This window comes from Streptomyces massasporeus, assembly GCF_014648995.1.
Taxonomy (GTDB): domain Bacteria; phylum Actinomycetota; class Actinomycetes; order Streptomycetales; family Streptomycetaceae; genus Streptomyces; species Streptomyces massasporeus.
The window spans coordinates 291,995-309,264 of record NZ_BMSE01000002.1 but is presented as its reverse complement, the minus strand read 5'-3'; the positions used below and the strand labels follow the sequence as shown (position 1 = coordinate 309,264).

General features: G+C 71.9%; 12 protein-coding genes. 5 read left to right on the top strand and 7 right to left on the bottom strand.

Annotated features, from left to right (window positions below; all coding sequences use genetic code 11):
* Positions 1-21 precede the first annotated feature (21 nt).
* The 3 genes from IE153_RS06245 to IE153_RS06235 all read right to left on the bottom strand — a co-directional run bounded on the left by IE153_RS06245 (position 22) and on the right by IE153_RS06235 (position 5,808).
* The gene (locus tag IE153_RS06245) at positions 22-1,449 is read right to left on the bottom strand and encodes a S28 family serine protease (protein WP_189588756.1); all 1,428 of its coding nucleotides are present in this window, start codon (positions 1,447-1,449) and stop codon (positions 22-24) included.
* A gap of 115 nt (positions 1,450-1,564) precedes the next feature.
* A complete protein-coding gene (locus IE153_RS06240; protein ID WP_189588755.1) occupies positions 1,565-1,954 on the bottom strand; it encodes a hypothetical protein in 390 nt (129 codons plus the stop codon).
* Between the two features lie 113 nt (positions 1,955-2,067).
* Positions 2,068-5,808 (bottom strand): ABC transporter ATP-binding protein, encoded by a 3,741-nt coding sequence (locus IE153_RS06235; RefSeq protein ID WP_189588754.1) that lies wholly within the window; start codon positions 5,806-5,808, stop codon positions 2,068-2,070.
* 141 nt (positions 5,809-5,949) lie between these two features.
* Here IE153_RS06235 and IE153_RS06230 point away from each other — a divergent pair, with 141 nt between their 5' ends.
* Complete coding sequence (locus tag IE153_RS06230) at positions 5,950-6,315, top strand: hypothetical protein (RefSeq protein WP_189588753.1); 366 nt, start codon at positions 5,950-5,952, stop codon at positions 6,313-6,315.
* 224 nt (positions 6,316-6,539) lie between these two features.
* On the opposite strand, the gene IE153_RS06225 is transcribed toward IE153_RS06230, so the two are convergent.
* On the bottom strand, positions 6,540-7,391 hold the full coding sequence (locus IE153_RS06225) for a serine hydrolase (protein WP_189588752.1): 852 nt from the start codon (positions 7,389-7,391) through the stop codon (positions 6,540-6,542).
* A gap of 144 nt (positions 7,392-7,535) precedes the next feature.
* On the opposite strand from IE153_RS06225, the gene IE153_RS06220 reads away from it, so the two are divergent.
* The 3 genes from IE153_RS06220 (at position 7,536) to IE153_RS06210 (ending at position 11,263) form a co-directional block, all read left to right on the top strand.
* Entirely contained in the window at positions 7,536-9,749 is a 2,214-nt protein-coding gene (locus IE153_RS06220; RefSeq protein WP_189588751.1) for an ArnT family glycosyltransferase, read from the top strand.
* A gap of 78 nt (positions 9,750-9,827) precedes the next feature.
* Entirely contained in the window at positions 9,828-10,481 is a 654-nt protein-coding gene (locus tag IE153_RS06215) for a DUF7691 family protein (protein ID WP_438817900.1), read from the top strand.
* Between the two features lie 179 nt (positions 10,482-10,660).
* Positions 10,661-11,263, top strand: a complete 603-nt coding sequence (locus tag IE153_RS06210; protein WP_189588749.1) for a hypothetical protein — start codon at positions 10,661-10,663, stop codon at positions 11,261-11,263.
* Positions 11,264-11,328: 65 nt separating this feature from the next.
* On the opposite strand, the gene IE153_RS06205 is transcribed toward IE153_RS06210, so the two are convergent.
* The 3 genes from IE153_RS06205 to IE153_RS06195 all read right to left on the bottom strand — a co-directional run bounded on the left by IE153_RS06205 (position 11,329) and on the right by IE153_RS06195 (position 15,530).
* Entirely contained in the window at positions 11,329-13,014 is a 1,686-nt protein-coding gene (locus IE153_RS06205) for a thiamine pyrophosphate-binding protein (protein WP_189588748.1), read from the bottom strand.
* The gene (gene speB / locus IE153_RS06200) at positions 13,011-13,991 is read right to left on the bottom strand and encodes an agmatinase (RefSeq protein ID WP_030838119.1); all 981 of its coding nucleotides are present in this window, start codon (positions 13,989-13,991) and stop codon (positions 13,011-13,013) included. The genes IE153_RS06205 and speB overlap by 4 nt, the downstream gene beginning before the upstream one ends.
* Positions 13,992-14,057: 66 nt before the next feature.
* Positions 14,058-15,530 (bottom strand): sodium:solute symporter family protein, encoded by a 1,473-nt coding sequence (locus IE153_RS06195; RefSeq protein ID WP_189588747.1) that lies wholly within the window; start codon positions 15,528-15,530, stop codon positions 14,058-14,060.
* A gap of 123 nt (positions 15,531-15,653) precedes the next feature.
* On the opposite strand from IE153_RS06195, the gene IE153_RS06190 reads away from it, so the two are divergent.
* The gene (locus IE153_RS06190) at positions 15,654-17,249 is read left to right on the top strand and encodes a PucR family transcriptional regulator ligand-binding domain-containing protein (RefSeq protein ID WP_229828858.1); all 1,596 of its coding nucleotides are present in this window, start codon (positions 15,654-15,656) and stop codon (positions 17,247-17,249) included.
* Positions 17,250-17,270: the final 21 nt, after the last annotated feature.

Here is a 17,270-nt window from a genome sequence, read left to right as displayed (position 1 = left end):
GGCCGGGCGCACCAGCACGCCTTACGGGCGCAGCGTCATCTCCCGCTGCACGTCCCGCTTGTCGAGCTTGGCGTCGAACTTCGCCAGCGGCTTGGCCGTCTGCGGGTCGGCCTGCACCGCGCTGGGGGCGACATCGGCCCAGTCGAGGATGCGGGCGGTGGCCAGGGCCTTCTGCTCGGGCACGAGGCCCGCGACGTTGGCGCCGTGGTTCATGCCGGGGGCGGTCATGACGTAGGAGTCCTTCGCGCCCTTGCCGACGCGGAAGGGCTCCGCGCCCCACGGGTCGTTCTGGCCGTAGACGAACAGCATCTGCCGGGCGTTGTGCCGGACCCAGGTGTCCACGTCGCGCATCGCCGACGGCTGGAACTTCATGGGGATGTCCCGGGGGACGAAGTTGCGCGGCGGCTGGTAGCCGTAGCGGATGTACCGCTTCTCGACGTGCGGGAAGTGGATGGTCGGCGCGCCGAGCTGGGTGCCGGCCTGGTAGTAGTACGGCGTGTAGGCCGACAGGCCCTGGTCGGCGTAGGCGGAGAAGCCGGAGATCGTGTCGACGGAGTCCCAGATGGCCTCGTCGGTGGCGTTCTTGGCGTCGGCCGGGATCTGGTCGCAGTCGGACAGCAGGCTGTACTGCCAGAAGCCCCACACGTAGTCGAGGACGGTCGCCTCGTAGGCCTTGTCCAGGCTGCCGATGGTGGTGAAGGTGAGGCCGTTCTCCTGCGCGAAGGCCGCGTACTTCTTCTCCAGCGGCTCGCGGCGCACCAGCGCCTCGCGCTGCACGGCGTTCAGCCGGTCGCGGCATTCCTTGGTGCCGACGCGGGCGAAGAAGCGGTCGTAGGCCGAGTCCTCCTTGTTCACCACGTCGTTGGGGGCGACGTAGGCGACGACGCCGTCCATGTCCCGCGGGTAGAAGCGCTCGTAGTAGGTGGCGGTCATGCCGCCCTTCGAACCGCCGGTGGAGATCCAGTTCTTGGAGTAGATGCCCTTCAGGGCCTTGAAGACACGGTGCTGGTCGCTGGCGGCCTGCCAGATGTCCAGCTTGGACCAGTCCGCCGGGGCGGGCCGGGACGGGGTGAAGAAGCGGTACTCCAGGGAGACCTGGTTGCCGTCCACGATCTGCGTGGGCTCGCTGCGGCGGGGCGTCGTGGAGACGTTGTAGCCGCCGGTGAAGAACACCGTCGGGCGCGAGACGTCCTTGTGCAGCACGGTGATGCGCTGCTGGAACGTGCCCTTGGAGGGCTTGTGGTGGTCGACCGGCTGCGTGTAGTTCAGGACGAAGAAGCGGTAGCCGGTGTACGGCTTCTCCTCGACCAGGCTCATGCCCGGTATGGAGAGCAGCCTCTCCTTGATGTCGGTGGTGCCGGCGGCGTCGGCGGCGGTGGCCGCTCCCGCCGTGCCCAGTGTGCCTATGAGCACCGTGAGCGCCAGCAGCCATCTGAGCGCCTTGCGCATGCGCACTCCCCTGTGAGACAGATGTGCGCCGGAAGCTAGCGGACCAACTCACCGGAGCACCAGGGGACATAGGGAAAACCCTGTGCGCGGGGGGCGTGTTGCGCGGTGCGCGGCGTCAGCAGAGGATCCAGCCGGAGCTGAACTTCCCCCTGCCGACCTGCCCCTTGAGCCAGACGCAGCGGCGCCCGGCGTGCACGGTCACCGGACCCGCGTGGTGGGCGTACTTGCCCTCGTCGACGACGGGCCGGTTGCCGCGCGCCTGCACGCTCACCGACATCTTCCGCGGGGCGCCGGGCCTCTTGGGGAGGGTGACGGCGCAGACGTAGCCGCCGCGCTTGTAGACGAGCACGGTCCCGGTGGAGAACGGCAGGGTGCGGACCTTGCGCCCGGGGCAGAGCGCGGTGGCGGCCTGTGCGTCACCCGGCGCCGCGACGGCGAGCAGCCCGGACGCGGTCAGCACGGCCAGCCCGAGCGCGAGCCGCCGGCGTATCGCTCCACTGTGCACTGTCGTCCTCCCGTACCGCGTCGTCCGCGACCATCGGCGTACGCATGTACGGACGCATGACGTATGTCGGACGGTTGCGCGAGCGTTTACGAAAACGCGGCCCGGCGACGCCGTCAGCGGGACGCGCCGACCGGCTCCTCCGGTTCGGGTGCGCCGATGAACGTCCGCCACAGCTCCGCGTACCGGCCCTCGCGCGCGAGGAGCTCCTCGTGCGTGCCGTCCTCGATGACCCGGCCGTGGTCCATGACGACGACCCGGTCGGCGCGGGCGGCGGTGGTGAGGCGGTGGGCGACCACGAGCGTGGTGCGGCGGCCGGCCAGGCGGTCGGTGGCCTGGTTGACCTGGGCCTCCGTGGCCAGGTCCAGGGCGGCCGTGGCCTCGTCGAGCAGCAGCACGTCCGGGTCGACCAGCTCGGCGCGGGCCAGCGCGATCAGCTGGCGCTGCCCGGCGGACAGATTGCGCCCGCGCTCGGCGACCTCGTGGAGATACCCGCCGTCCAGTGTGGCGATCATGTCGTGCGCGCCGACCGCCCGGGCCGCCGCCTCGACCTCGGCGTCGGTGGCGTCCGGGCGGCCGTAGGCGATGGCGTCACGGACGGTGCCCTGGAAGAGGTACGCCTCCTGCGGGACGACCCCCAGACGGTGCCGGTACGAGGTGAGGTCGAGGGTCCGCAGATCGGTGCCGTCGACGGTGACGCGGCCGCCGGTGGGGTCGTAGAAGCGGGCCACGAGCTTGACCAGGGTCGACTTGCCCGCGCCGGTCTCGCCGACGAAGGCGACGGTCTGCCCCGCGGGGATGCGCAGGTCGACCCCGCCCAGGGCCGCCTCGCCCTCGCCGGCGGCGCCGTATTCGAAGCGCACGTCCTCGAAGGCGATCTCGCCCCGCAGGGACAGGACCTCGAGGGGCTCGTCGGCGGACTTCGTCGACGTCGGCTCCTGGAGCAGCTCCTGGATGCGGCCCAGCGACACGGTCGCCTGCTGGTAGCCGTCGAAGACCTGGGAGAGCTGCTGCACGGGCGCGAAGAACAGGTCGATGTAGAGCAGGTACGCCACCAGCGAGCCGATCGCCAGCGTCCCGTCGTCGACCCGGGCCCCGCCCACGATCAGCACGGCCGCGGCGGCCACCGACGACAGGAACTGCACGAACGGGAAGTACACCGAGATCAGCCACTGGCCCCGGATGCGGGCCTGACGGTAGCTGTCGCTGCGCTCGGTGAACCGCCGCCCGCCGTCCCGCTCGCGCCGGAAGGCCTGCACGATCCGCAGTCCGGACACCGACTCCTGAAGGTCGGCGTTGACCACCGACACGCGTTCGCGGGCCAGCTCGTACGCCTTCACGCTCGCCCTGCGGAAGAAGAAGGTGGCGATGATCAGCGGCGGCAGCGTCGCGAAGACGACCAGCGCCAGCTCCACGTCGATCACCAGCAGCGCGACCATGATCCCGAAGAAGGTGACGACCGAGACGAAGGCCGTGACCAGGCCCGTCTGGAGGAACGTCGACAGCGCGTCGACGTCGGTCGTCATCCGGGTCATGATCCGCCCGGTCAGCTCACGCTCGTAGTAGTCGAGCCCGAGGCGCTGGAGCTGGGAGAAGATCTTCAGCCGCAGCGAGTACAGGACCCGCTCGCCGGTGCGCCCGGTCATCCGGGTCTCGCCGATCTGGGCCGCCCACTGCACGGCCACCGTCAGCAGCCCGAGCAGGGCCGCCGCCCACACCGCGCCGAGCGCGGCCTGGGTGACGCCCGAGTCGATGCCGTGCCGGATCAGCACGGGCAGCAGCAGGCCCATGCTCGCGTCGGTGGCGACCAGGGCGAGGCTGACCAGCAGCGGCAGCCCGAAGCCGCGCAGCAGCCGGCGCAGGCCGTAGGACTCCTCCGGCTGGACGGCCTTCGCCTCGTCGACGTCCGGTACGTCGGTGGCCGGGGGCAGCGCCTCGACCTGGGCGAGCAGCTCGGGGGTGGCGGGGCTCTCGGCGAGGGCCAGGTCCTTGCGCTCGCGGTCGCCGGTCCACAGCCGTGGGGTGACCCCGCGCTCGGCGTCGAACTCCGCGTCGAGCTCGTCCCGTACGGAGGTGTCCTCCTGGGGGCAGGCCGGCTGGGTGTGGCCCGGGGAGACCGCGCCCAGCTCGTCCGGGTCGGTGAGCAGGCGCCGGTACAGGACGGAGCGCCGCTGGAGCTCTTCGTGGGTGCCGATGTCGGCGAGGCGGCCGCCGTCCAGGACGGCGATGCGGTCGGCGAGGTTCAGGGTGGAGCGGCGGTGGGCGATCAGCAGGGTCGTACGGCCCCGCATGACGCCCTTCAGCGCCTCGTGGATCTCGTGCTCGACCCTCGCGTCCACGGCGGAGGTGGCGTCGTCCAGGACCAGCAGGCGCGGGTCGCTGAGGATGGCGCGGGCCAGGGCGACGCGCTGGCGCTGACCGCCGGAGAGGGTGAGGCCGTGCTCGCCGACGGTGGTGTCGTAGCCGTCGGGCAGCTCGGCGATGAAACGGTCCGCCTGGGCGGCGCGGGCGGCCTTCTCGATCTCCTCCTGGGTGGCCTCCGGGCGGCCGTAGGCGATGTTGCTGCGGACCGTGTCGGAGAAGAGGAAGGAATCCTCGGGGACGAGGCCGATCGCGGCGCGCAGCGACTGCGTCGTCAGCTCGCGCACATCGTGGCCGCCGATCAGGACGGCCCCGCGGGTGACGTCGTAGAAGCGCGGCAGCAGGAGGGAGACCGTGGACTTGCCGGAGCCGGAGGAACCGACCACGGCGAGGGTCTCGCCCGGCTGGATCTCGAAGGAGAGGCCGTCCAGGACGGGGCTGGTTTTGCCGTGGGCCCCGTCGTAGCCGAAGGAGACGTCGTCGAACTCGACCGTCGCCGGGGCGTCGGCGGGCAGGTCCTTGTGGCCGTCCTCGATCGACGGCTCGGTGTCGATCAGCTCCAGGACCCGCTCGGTGCCGGCGCGGGCCTGCTGGCCGACGGTGAGCACCACCGCGAGCATGCGGACCGGGCCGACCAGCTGGGCGAGGTAGGTGGAGAAGGCGACGAACGTGCCGAGCGTGATGTGCCCGCGCACCGCCAGCCAGCCGCCGAGCGCGAGCATGGCGACCTGGCCGAGGGCGGGGACGGCCTGGAGGGCCGGGGTGTAGACGGAGTTCAGGCGGACGGTGCGCAGCCGGCCCGCGAACAGCCGCCGGCCGACCTCCCGGAGCTTGCCGGTCTCCTGCTCCTCCTGCCCGAAGCCCTTCACCACGCGTACGCCGCTGACGGCGCCGTCGACCACGCCCGCGACGGCGGCGGCCTGGGCCTGGGCGTACCAGGTGGAGGGGTGCAGCCGGGTGCGGCTGCGCTTGGCGATCCACCAGATGGCGGGCGCGACGGCCAGGGCGACCAGGGTGAGCGGCCAGGACAGCCACGCCATGATCACCAGGGAGATCAGGAAGAGCATGAAGTTCCCGATGGTCATCGGGAGCATGAAGAGCAGGCCCTGGATCAGCTGGAGGTCGCTGGTGGCGCGGCCGACGACCTGGCCGGTGGACAGCTCGTCCTGGCGGCGGCCGTCGAGCCGGGTGATGGTGCCGTACATCTCGGTCCGCAGGTCGTGCTGGACGTCGAGGGCGAGACGTCCGCCGTAGTAGCGGCGGATGTAGGTGAGGACGTAGACGACCAGGGCGGCGGCGACGAGGAGGCCGGCCCAGGTGGTCATGTCCCTGGTGTGGTCGCTGATGACGTCGTCGATGATCACCTTGGTGACCAGCGGGACGAGGGCCATCACGGCCATGCCGGCCAGCGAGGATCCGAGGGCGAGCACGACGTCCTTCGGGTGGCGCCACGCATAGGCCCACAGTCGTCGGGCCCATCCCCGTTTCGGTGTCACACCGGTGCCTTCCGTCCGTCCTGAGCTGCCGGAAGGCGTCAACGCGGGACGCACCCGATTTCATCCCGCGACGCCGCTTCCCCGACCAGAGGACCAGGAACCCCCGACTCATGGCCTAGGCCCGGGCTACGCTCCCCGGCCATGGTGCCCTCACTCGCCCAGGCGACTCGTCGACCACGCTTCGCGCGCGCCGAGACCGTGGTGGCCCTGTGCGCCGCCCTGTGCTGGCGGGTGCTCGCCTTCGCGATGTACGCGGAGGGCTACGACCTCGACCCGAGCGCGCCGCGCCAGATGTCCGGAGATGCGACGATCGCGCATCTTGCCCTGCTCCTCGCGCTCTCGGTCGCGGTGACCTGGTCGCTGCGTCTGCCGCCCTGGCCGCCGCTGCGCACCGCGGTGGACGCACTCGCCGTCGTGCGCCTCGCCGCGGTGCTGGTGCTGTCGGCGGTGATGGCTCTGGCCCTGCTCACCGGGGTCCGGGTTCCGCTGCTGGGCTGGGAGATGTGAGCACGCCGGGGGGCCCGCGGCATGGGCGTCACCGTAGGGCGCGGGCCGGTGACGTCGGGTGGGTGGCCAGGTGAAGGTCGGCCGTTCCGGTGAGTCGGTCACACGGAGAGGCACTTGCCCCTCTTGTGGTCGTTTGCCCGGATATGGAAAACATTCTTCCCCCCTCGCTCTACACCATCCTCGCCATCGTCAGGAGGCTCCTGGACCTCCTCGGCTAGTGCTTGTCAGCTCGCCGCCAGATCCTTGTGGATGACCTTGGCCACGGCCTGGATGGTGGCGATGCCGTAGTTCATCGTGCTGTTGCCGTGGGACAGCACGGTCATCACGTAGTCATGGCCGCCGCCCTTGAACGCGCCGACGCTGTGCACCCGCCATCCGTTCGTGGAGCGCTGCAGCCAGCCGTTCTTGACGGCCACCGAGACGCCTGAGGGCACTCCGTACGGGGTGCCCCAGCGCTGAGACGAGACGACCTGGCCCATCAGCTTGACGATGTAGGCGCGGGAATTGTCGCTGAGGACCGCGTTCTTGGCGGTGAGGAGCTTCAGCAGCTTCTGCTCGTCGGTGACGGTGATCTGCGTCAGACCCCAGTAGCCGTTCGCGCCGGGCGTGGTCTGCGTCATGCCGGCGGCCTTGAGGAAGTTCTTGATCTTCGTCATGCCGAGCTGCTTCCACAGGGTGGAGGTCGCCGCGTTGTCCGACTTGGTGATCATCGCCTTGGCGAGGGTGTTCTCGCGGTCGGTGAGGTACCGGTTCGTCTTCTTCGCGTCCCACAGCAGCGTGGCGAGGACGGTGACCTTGACGACACTGGCCGAGTCGTAGGCGGAACTCGCGCGCAGGGTGCAGGTCGTGTTGGTGCTGCGGTCGTAGAGGCCGACGGCGACCGTGCCCTTGCGGGTGGCGAGCGCGGCGGTGATGTCCTTCTTCAGCTTGGCGGCGAGCCCGGCCTTGGCGGACGTGCAGGTCACGGCCGGCGGGGCAGCGGCGGCGGGGGTGGCGGCGGCGACGAGCGGCACGAGAACGCCCGTACCCACGGCCGCCGCGAGCACTCTCGCGCGGCGGGATATCCCAGAAGTCATGCACCCCTTGACTCCCGGACACGGGCGAAAGGTTGCACGGGCGACGAAGGCTTGTACGAGTCGTTATCGGAAGCCGCCCGGTTTCACAGGCGGCGGCCAGCTTCGGCACAGCGGCCTCCCAACGCGGCTGCCCACCATGCTCGGGTGACATCTGCCACCGAAACCCAGCTCCGCGCCGCCGAGCCCCCTGCGGCCCCGCCCCAGGACACCGCCCCCGCGCCGCGTTGGTCCCTCCCCGCGCTGCTCGCGATCCTCGCGCTGGCCGCGGTGCTGTACTCCTGGAACCTGTCCGGGTCCAGCCTCAACAGTTTCTACAGCGCCGCCGTGCTGAGTGGCACCGAGAGCTGGAAGGCCTGGTTCTTCGGCTCGTTGGACGCCGGGAACTTCCTCACCGTCGACAAGCCACCGCTCGCGCTGATGGTCATGGGCCTGTCCTGCCGGGTCTTCGGCTACGGCACCTGGCAGATGATGGCGCCGATGGTCGTGGCCGCCCTGGGCACCCTCTGGATCCTCCACTCCTCCGTGAAGCGGGTGTTCGGGCACGCGGCGGCGGCCGTGGCGGCCCTGGTCCTGGCCCTCACCCCGATCACGGTCGCCATCAACCGGGACAACAACCCCGACACCCTTCTGGTGTTCCTGATGGTGGCCGGTGCGGCGCTCGCCCTGCGCGCGACGCGCGACGGCCGGCTGCTGCCGCTGCTCGGCTCGGCGGCCTGCTTCGGGCTCGCCTTCAACACCAAGATGCTCCAGGGGTACATCGCGCTGCCCGCCGTGTTCCTGGTCTATCTGTACGCGGCGAAGCCCGCGGTGATGAAGCGCGTGGTGAATCTGGTCCTCGCCGCGGTGGTGCTGGCCGTCTCCAGCTTCTGGTGGGCCGCGGCCGTGTCGCTGGTCCCGGCCTCGGAGCGCCCGTACATCGGCGGGTCGACGGACGGCACCGCCTGGAACCTGATCATGGGCTACAACGGCCTCGGCCGGATCCTCGGCGGCGAGGGCAACGGCGGGGGCGGCGGAGGCGGCGGCTTCTCCGGCGCCGCGGGTCTCGGCCGGATGTTCAACGACGTCCTCGGCGGACAGATCTCCTGGCTGATCCCCTTCGCGGGCATCGCGCTCGTCGGCGGCCTGGTGCTGTGCGGCCGTGCCGCGCGGACGGACCTCACCCGGGCCTCGCTGGTGCTGTGGGGCGGTTGGACCGTGCTGCACTACCTGACCTTCGCCCTGGCCGAGGGCACCATGCACCCGTACTACACGACCGCGCTCGCCCCGGGTATCGCGGCGCTGTGCGGAGGCGGCGGGGTGCTGCTGCTGCGGGCCTTCCGCGCGGACCGGCGGTGGGTGTGGGTACTGCCTCTGGCGCTGGGTGTCACGGCCGTCTGGGCGGCGGTGCTGCTGCGGCGGGCCTCCGGCTGGAACACCTGGCTGTGGCCTGCCGTCCTGGTCGTCATGGCGCCGGCCGTGGTGGGGCTGTTCGTCTTCCGGTCCGGCGTCTCGGGGCCGCGGCTTCGGTTGCTGGCGGTGTCGGTGGCGGCGGCCGTCGTCGCGGCGGTGGCGGGTCCGGCGGCGTACGCCTGGTCGGTCCCGTCGTCGGGAGCGGGCGGCGGCATGGGCGGTACGAACCCGACGGCCGGACCGACCACGGGCAGCGGCTTCGGCGGGCCCGGGGGCGGGGGCGGCAGTGGCCGGGGGATCCCGGGCGGGGGCTCTGGCGGTCCTGGCGAGAGCGGCGGGCAGGGCGGCAACGCTCAGGCCGGGGGCGGCTTCCCCGGTGGCGGGATGCCGTCCGGCGGACAGAGCGGGCGGAGCGGGCAGGCTCCGGAAGGCATGCAGGGCGGGCAGGCTCCTGGCGGTACGCAGGGCGGCGGGCAGGCTCCTGACGGCACACAGGGCGAGCGGGCTTCCGGCGGCGTGCGGGGCGGCCCCGGTGGTGGCGGCATGGGTGGTGGCGCGAGCAGCGAGCTGATCGCGTACCTCAAGAAGCACCGGGACGGTGCCAAGTGGCTGCTGGCGGTGTCGAGTTCGCAGGGTGCCGCCCAGCTCATCGTGAGCAGCGGGGAGCCCGTCATCTCGATGTGGGGCTGGTCCGGCAGCGACAAGGCGATGACGCTCGCCAAGCTCAAGGAGCTGGTGAAGAAGGGCGAACTGCACTACGTCCAGCTCGGCGGCGGCATGGGCGGCGGCCCGGGCGGCGGTTCCTCCGTCAGCTCCGAGGTCACGGCGTGGGTGCAGAAGCACGGCACGGCGGTGAAGGAGAGCGACTACAGCAACCGTACGAGTACGGCCTCCGGCAACGGCTCCGAATCCTCTTCGCAGTCCGGCCAGTCGGCCGTCTACCGCCTGGACGCGTCCGACGTCAGCTGACCCGACGCGACCGCACACCGTCGAACGGCCCCGGCACTCGGTCCGGGGCCGTTCCCGCGTCCCCGATCATGTACACGGGTGTCCGGCGAACGGGTGAAGGGAAACGCAACGGTGGGCTACTGCCTCGAGATGAGCACCGGCGACATGAGAACGGTGGTGCGGCTGCTCACGGCGGTGGAGCGGACCGAGCAGCAGGAGCGCACCCTCGCCCGGGTGCGCACGGAGTGCGAGCGGACCGACGCCCGCTTCCGGGAGCAGGGCATCGACCTCGACGTCTCCATCAGCCGGGCCCTGGACGAGCTGATCGACGGCACCCCGAGCACCGATCTCTGCCCCGCGTACAGCTACGCCTTCTACCAGGCCGTCGCGGCGCACTTCTCCGACCCCACCGATCTCGGTGCCTGGCGCCGCCCGTCCTGGTTCCACGCCATGGACGACGAACTGGCCCGGCACGGCGTGCCGTCCGGCCTCCTCCCGGGCGCGTTCCTGTTCAGCGGCCCGCCGCTGCGGCTGCCCCACCCCGGCGACGCGGTGCCCGCGATCGGCACGCTGCCGGCCCGGCGCGCCGCCGACCTCGCGGACGCCTACACACGCGTACTCGACCGTCTCGACCCTGAATTCCGTGGCGCGGCCCGCCGGTTCATCGACGCCATGCGGTTCGAGGCGCAGGAGTACGAGAGCGCGCGGCAGCTCGGGACGAACCCCGACACGCTGCTCTTCTGGTTCCACTGACCCCTGCCGGAACTCTTGACTCCGCCTTTCCCACCGGGATACTTGCGGTCGACAGCGCGCCAACTGCCGCGTCGAACAAGGGATGTGAGTGGCCGGCGGCGTCAGTTTGTCCGAGATCCCGAACGTCGTCCGAAGTTTCGCGTGTTTCGTGACGACCACCCCCACAGGAGGATCCGCACATGAGCCCACGCAAGGCCCTCATAGCCGCCCTGACCGCCGCCCTGCTGGCCGGCCCCGGGGTCGCTCAGGCCGCCACCCCCCAGGCTCCGCCCGCCCCCGCCCGGGACCGCGCCGCGGCGGCCACCATCACCTGGTCCCTCGTCCGCGCGAGCAACCCCACGGCGGACCAGAGCTCGGCCTACGACCTCATCACCAAGGCCATGAACGCGGCGGTGGCCCGCTACAACAACCTCAGCGACCTGGGCAAGACCCTCACCGTCCGCTACGAGCCGGGCGTCCCCACCGCCGACGGCAACATCAACGGCACGATCCGCTTCGGCAGCAACCGCAGCTACATGAGCGAGCGGACGGCCCTGCACGAGATCGCCCACACCATCGGCGTGGGCACCAGCTCGGGCTGGTCCCGCCTCGGCGGCAGCGGCACCTGGACCGGCGGCCAGGCCACCGCGCTGGTCAAGCAGTACGACGGCTCGGGCGCCAAGATCTCCACCGGCGGCGGCCACTTCTGGCCCTACGGCCTGAACTACGACAACGAGTGGTCGGGAACGGCCGCCGACCGCCACGTCCACATCGTCGCCGCGATGGTCCGCGACGGTCTGTAGACGACCAGGCGGTCGAACGCCGGGCCCCTCGGGCGGCGCGTCGGATGCTGCGGGCCGGCCGGCGCTCACCCCAGGTGCGTCGGCGCGAACATCCGCAGCACGGCCGGGAGCAGGACCACCGAGGGCCCGGGCGCCGCGAGCGCCTTGGCGAGGTCCTGCTCCAGGTTCTCCGGGGTCGTCCGGACCCCGGGGACGCCGAAGGACTCCGCCAGCGCCACGTAGTCGGGCCGTGACAGTTCCGTCGCGGTCGCTTCGCCGAACGCGTCGTTCATGTACTCGCGCAGGATGCCGTAGCCGCCGTCGTCCACGATCAGCCAGGTGACGTTCAGGTCGTACTGGCGGGCCGTCGCCAGCTCGGCGATGGAGTACAGGGCCCCGCCGTCGCCGGAGACCGCGAGGACCGGCCGGGTCGGGTCGGCCGCCGCCGCGCCCAGGGCCGCGGGAAAGGCGTAGCCCAGGCCGCCCGCGCCCTGGGCGGAGTGCATGTGATTGGGGCCCTTGGCGTCGAAGGCCGACCAGGCCCAGTACGCCAGGATCGTCATGTCCCAGAAGGACGGGGAGCTCGCGGGGAGCGCCCTGCGGACGGACGCCAGCACGTCCTGCTCCAGGGTGAGTTCCTGGGAGTCGATTCGGTCGGCGACCTTCGCGAGCACATCGCGGACCCGGTCCTCGGCCGTCGCGTCCTCGCGGGCCGCAACCGTCTCCAGCAGCGCCTGCAACGCGAGGCGGGCGTCCGCGTGGATGCCCAGCGCCGGGTGGTTGGACTCCAGCTTGCCGAGGTCGGCCTCGATCTGGACGACCCGGCCGCGCGGCTTGAACGTGTGGTAGTTCGAGGAGAGTTCACCGAGGCCGGAGCCGACGACCAGGAGGACGTCGGCGTCCTCCAGGAAGTCGGTGGTGTGCCGGTCCTCGATCCACGACTGGAGCGACAGCGGGTGCGTCCAGGGGAACGCGCCCTTGCCGCCGGGGGTGGTGACGACGGGTGCCTGGAGCCGCTCCGCCAGCTGCCTCAGCTTGCCGGAGGCGTCGGCCCGGACCACTCCCCCGCCCGCGATGATCGCCGGACGGGCCGCCCTGGACAGCAGATCGGCGGCCACGGCGGTCAGTTCGGGGCGCGGCGGCAGCTCCTCGGGGAAGGCGTCGCCGCCCGTCACGACGGGGATCGCCGTCTCGGCGAGCAGCACGTCCTGCGGGATCTCCACCCACACCGGGCCGTGCGGGGCGGTCAGCGCCGACGTCCAGGCCGCCTCGATCGCGGAGGGGATCTGGGACTGGGTGCGGACGGTGTGGACGGACTTGACCACGCCCCGGAACGAGGCGGCCTGATCCGGCAGTTCGTGGAGGTAGCCGTGCCGGCCGCCGCCGAGGCCCGCCGTCGGGACCTGGCTGCTGATCGCCAGCACGGGCGCGGAGGCCGCCGCCGCCTCCTGGAGAGCGGCCAGGGAGGTCAGGGCCCCCGGGCCGGTCGACAGCAGCAGCGGCGCGGCCTCACCGGTGATCCGGCCGTACGCGTCCGCCGCGAACCCGGCGTTGTTCTCCACCCGCAGGCCGATGTACCTCAGGTCCGAGCGACGCAGCGCGTCGAACATGCCGAGGGCGTGCTGGCCGGGCAGCCCGAAGACGGTCGTCGCGCCGAGCCCGGCCAGCGTCTCCACGACCAGGTCTCCGCCGTTGCGGCCGGGAGGAGGATTGAGGGCGGCCTCCGTCTGGGCGGGCGTGGGGCGGAGCACCAGGTCGTGGTCGTGAGTCACTTCGCTTCCGAGTCCTTCCGGGCCGCGGCGATCTGGCGCGACATGATCGTGGTCAGTTCGTAGGCGGTGTGGGACGCCGCCACCGACGTGATCTCCGCGTGGTCGTACGCGGGGGCCACCTCGACGACGTCGGCCGACACCAGGTTGCAGGATGCCAGGCCGCGCAGGATCTCCAGCAGTTCGCGCGAGGTCATGCCGCCGGCCTCGGGGGTGCCGGTGCCGGGGGCGTGGGCCGGGTCGAGGCAGTCGATGTCGATGGAGATGTACAGCGGCCGGTCGCCGATGCGCTGGCGCAGCTGGTCGGCGACCTCGTCGGCGCCGCGCCGGTAGACGTCGGCGGAGGTCACGATGCCGAAGCCCATCTTCTCGTCGTCGGTCAGGTCCTGCTTGCCGTAGAGGGGGCCGCGGGTGCCGACGTGGGACAGGGCGGAGGTGTCGAGGATGCCCTCTTCGACCGCGCGGCGGAACGGGGTGCCGTGCGTGTACTCGGCGCCGAAGTAGGTGTCCCAGGTGTCGAGGTGGGCGTCGAAGTGCAGCAGGGCGACGGGGCCGTGCTTCTTCGCGACCGAGCGCAGCAGGGGCAACGCGATGGTGTGGTCGCCGCCGAGCGTCATCAGGCGGGCGCCGGTGCCGAGCAGGTCGTCGGCGGCGGCCTCGACGGTCTCGACGGCCTCGTTGATGTTGAACGGGTTCACGGCGATGTCGCCGCCGTCCGCGACCTGGGCGAGGGCGAACGGGGAGGCGTCCTGCGCCGGGTTGTACGGGCGCAGCAGCCGGGACGCCTCACGGATCGCGTTGCCGCCGAAGCGGGCGCCCGGCCGGTACGAGACGCCCGAGTCGAACGGCACGCCCACGACCGCGACATCGGCCCGGCCGACCTCGTCCAGCCGGGGCAGCCGGGCGAAGGTCGCCGGCCCCGCGTACCGGGGGACGCGGGAGGAGTCGACGGGCCCGCGCGGAGTCTCGTTGCTGCTCATGAAGAAATGCTCTCTTTCCTACGCTTCATCGCGTATGTACTGCTATGCACTGCTTGTTCTACGACTCTACTGGGGAGCCGCGACCGGTTCGGACGCGAGTTCGGGAGAGCGGCCCGCGAGCCGCTCGCGCCAGGCGGTGAGGACGGCGGCGTCGGTGGCGGGGGTGGCCAGGGATACGACCAGGTAGGCGGCGAGGGAGGCGAGCAGGCCGTAGTAGACGGGCTCGTTGGCGAGGATGCCGAATGTCGCCATCAGCACGATGACCGCGAGTCCGCCGACCACGACCGAGGCGAGGGCGCCGTGGACGGTGCCCCGCTTCCAGACCAGCCCGCCCAGGATCGGCACCAGCAGTCCGCCCACGAGGAGGTTGTAGGCGACGGTCAGGGCCTCCACTACGTTGTCGATCGCGATGGCGGTGCAGATGACCGCGAGGCCCATGATCAGGATGAAGAGACGGTTGCCCTTCACCTCGTCATGGTCATCCGCGTTGTCGGCCGGTGCCTTGCCGAGGCCCCGCAGCCGGGACCAGATGTCGTTGTTGGCGACGGTCGCGCAGGCGATCAGCGCGCCGGAGGACGTCGACATCACGGCGGCGAGGGCGGCGGCCAGCACCAGGCCGCGCACTCCGACGGGCAGTTCGTCCTTGACGATGGTCGCGAAGGCGTCGTCCGGGCTGCCGAGCCCCGGGTACAGCACCTTGGCCGCGGTGCCGATGACCGCGCCGGCGAGGGCGTAGGCGAGGCAGTAGGTGCCGGCGACGGTTCCGCCCCACTTGGCGGTCCGGTCGCTGCGGGCGGTGAAGACCCGCTGCCAGATGTCCTGCCCGATCAGCATGCCGAAGGTGTAGATCAGCACGTAGGTGAAGATCGTCTCGCCGCCGATGCCCAGCGGGTCGAAGTACTCGGTGGGCAGCTGCGCCTTCATCTCGCTGAACCCGCCCGCCTTCACGACGGCGATGGGCAGCAGCAGGAGCAGCACGCCGATGGTCTTCACGACGAACTGCACCATGTCGGTCAGGGTGATCGACCACATGCCGCCGAGGGTGGAGTACGCGACGACGATCGAGCCGCCGAGGACGATCGCGACCGTGCGGTTCATGTCGAACAGGACGTCGAAGATCGTGGCGTACGCGATGGTCGAGGTGACCGCGAGCATCAGCGTGTACGCCCACATGACGACACCGGAGATGATCCCGGCGCGCCCGCCGCCGTAGCGCAGGTCGAGCATCTCGGAGACGGTGTAGACCTTCAGCCGGGCTATGCGGGCGGAGAAGAAGACGGACAGGGCGAGCAGGCCGAGGCCGATGGTGAAGACCATCCAGGCGCCCGACAGGCCGTACTGGTAGCCGAGGCCCACACCGCCGATGGTGGAGGCGCCGCCGAGGACGATCGCGGCCATGGTGCCGGAGTACATGGCCGGGCCGAGGCGGCGGCCCGCCACGAGGAACTCGCTCTTGGAGCGGGCGCGGCGCATGCCCCACCAGCCCATGGCCAGCATGCCGGCCAGGTACACGACGATGACGGCGTAGTCGACGGCCATGAGGGCCTCCTTCGATCGGTGTCGCCGGCGGGTGACGAGGACTGACCTTAGGTGGCCGGAAAGCGACTGCGAAGTGTACGTTTCATCCATTGGAGCCGGTGCTGGATGGAGGGAACGCACACCATGCCGGATCCGTCGGTCCCGCCCACCCCACCCGTCCCGCTGACCGCGCTGCTGGCCCGCGAGGACCTTGGCCTGCGACAGCTCGCGGGGCCGCCCGCCGAGGAGGTCGTCCTCCACTGGGTGCACACCTCGGAGATGGCCGACCCGTACCCCTATCTGCTGGGCGGCGAGCTGCTGCTCAGCGCCGGCGTGCACATCCCGGAGGCGGTGGGCCCGGAGACCTCGTACTTCGACGACTACGTCTCCCGGATCGTGGCGGCGGGCGGCGCCGCCCTCGGCTTCGGGGTGGCGCCGGTGCACGACACGGTGCCGGAGGCCCTGGTCGCGGCCTGCGCCTCGCACGGCCTGCCTCTGCTGGAGGTGCCGCCCCGCACCACCTTCTCGGGCGTGGCCCGCGCGGTCTGGCAGCTGATGGCCCGGGCCCGCCTCGCCGAACTCCGCCGCGTCACCGAGGCCCAGCAGAGCCTCGCCACCGCCGCGTCCCGCCCCGACCCGGTCCCCTCCGTCCTCCGCCAACTCGCCCAGCGACTGGGCGGCTGGGCGGTGCTGTACGGGCCGGAGGGGACGGAGATCGCCTCGGCGGGACGGAAGCCCGGGGAAGAGGCCCGGGCGGCGCTGACCCGGCTGACGGAGGTGGTACGACCGTCCCGGCCGACGCAGGCCGCGAGTGCGGCACCGCACAGCGGCTCCAACCCGGGCGCGCCACGGCAGGCCGAGCCCGGCGCCCCGACCCGGTCCGAGCCTCCCGCGGCGGCAGCACCCACCGACCCCAGCCGCCCCGCCCCCGCCTCCGCCACCGACTCCGTCGCCGGGCTGCATCTCGCCGCCTACAGCCTGGGCGCCGGGCACGGGTTCGTGCTCGGGGTCGCCGCGCCGCAGCGGACCGCCGGTGACCACACCGTCGCCTCCGTCGCGGCCGTGCTGCTGTCGCTGCTCACCGGCGAGCAGCAGAGCGGCACCGGGGCCGCCCGTTCCTCCGCGCTGGTGCGGATGCTGCTCGGCGTGCCGCCCGAGGAGGTCGCGTCGCTGCTCGGCGACGGGCCGTGGGTCGTCGTGCGGGCCCGGCCGGACGGGGACGGCGCCTCCGACCCCGTCGCGGCCTCCGCGCTCGGCGCCGCGCTCGGGTCCGCGCTGGTCGACCCGGCGGAGGACGTCGTACGGGTCCTGGTCCCGGCCGACCGGGCACCGGCCGACCCGCTGCCCGGCTGGACCCTGGGCGTCAGCGCCGCCGTGGAACCGGAGGACTGGCCAGCCGCCGACACCCAGGCCGCCCGCGCTCTGGCCCGAGCCCGTGCCACCCGCGCCCCGCTGCTCCGGCACGGCGCACGCCCCGCCCTCGCCGACCTGGTCCCGCCCGGCGAGGCGGCGGCCCACGCCCGCGCCCTGCTCGCCCCCGTCACGGCCCACCCCGCGCTCACCGAGACCCTGCGCACCTGGCTCTCCCTGCACGGCAGCTGGGACCGCACGGCCGTCGCCCTGTCCGTGCACCGCAACACCGTGCGCCAGCGCATCGCCCGCTGCGCGGCCCTCCTCGCGACGGACCTCGACGACCCGGACGTACGGATGGAACTCTGGTTCGCGCTGCGGCACAGCTGAGTACGTGAGCGGTGTCCCGCT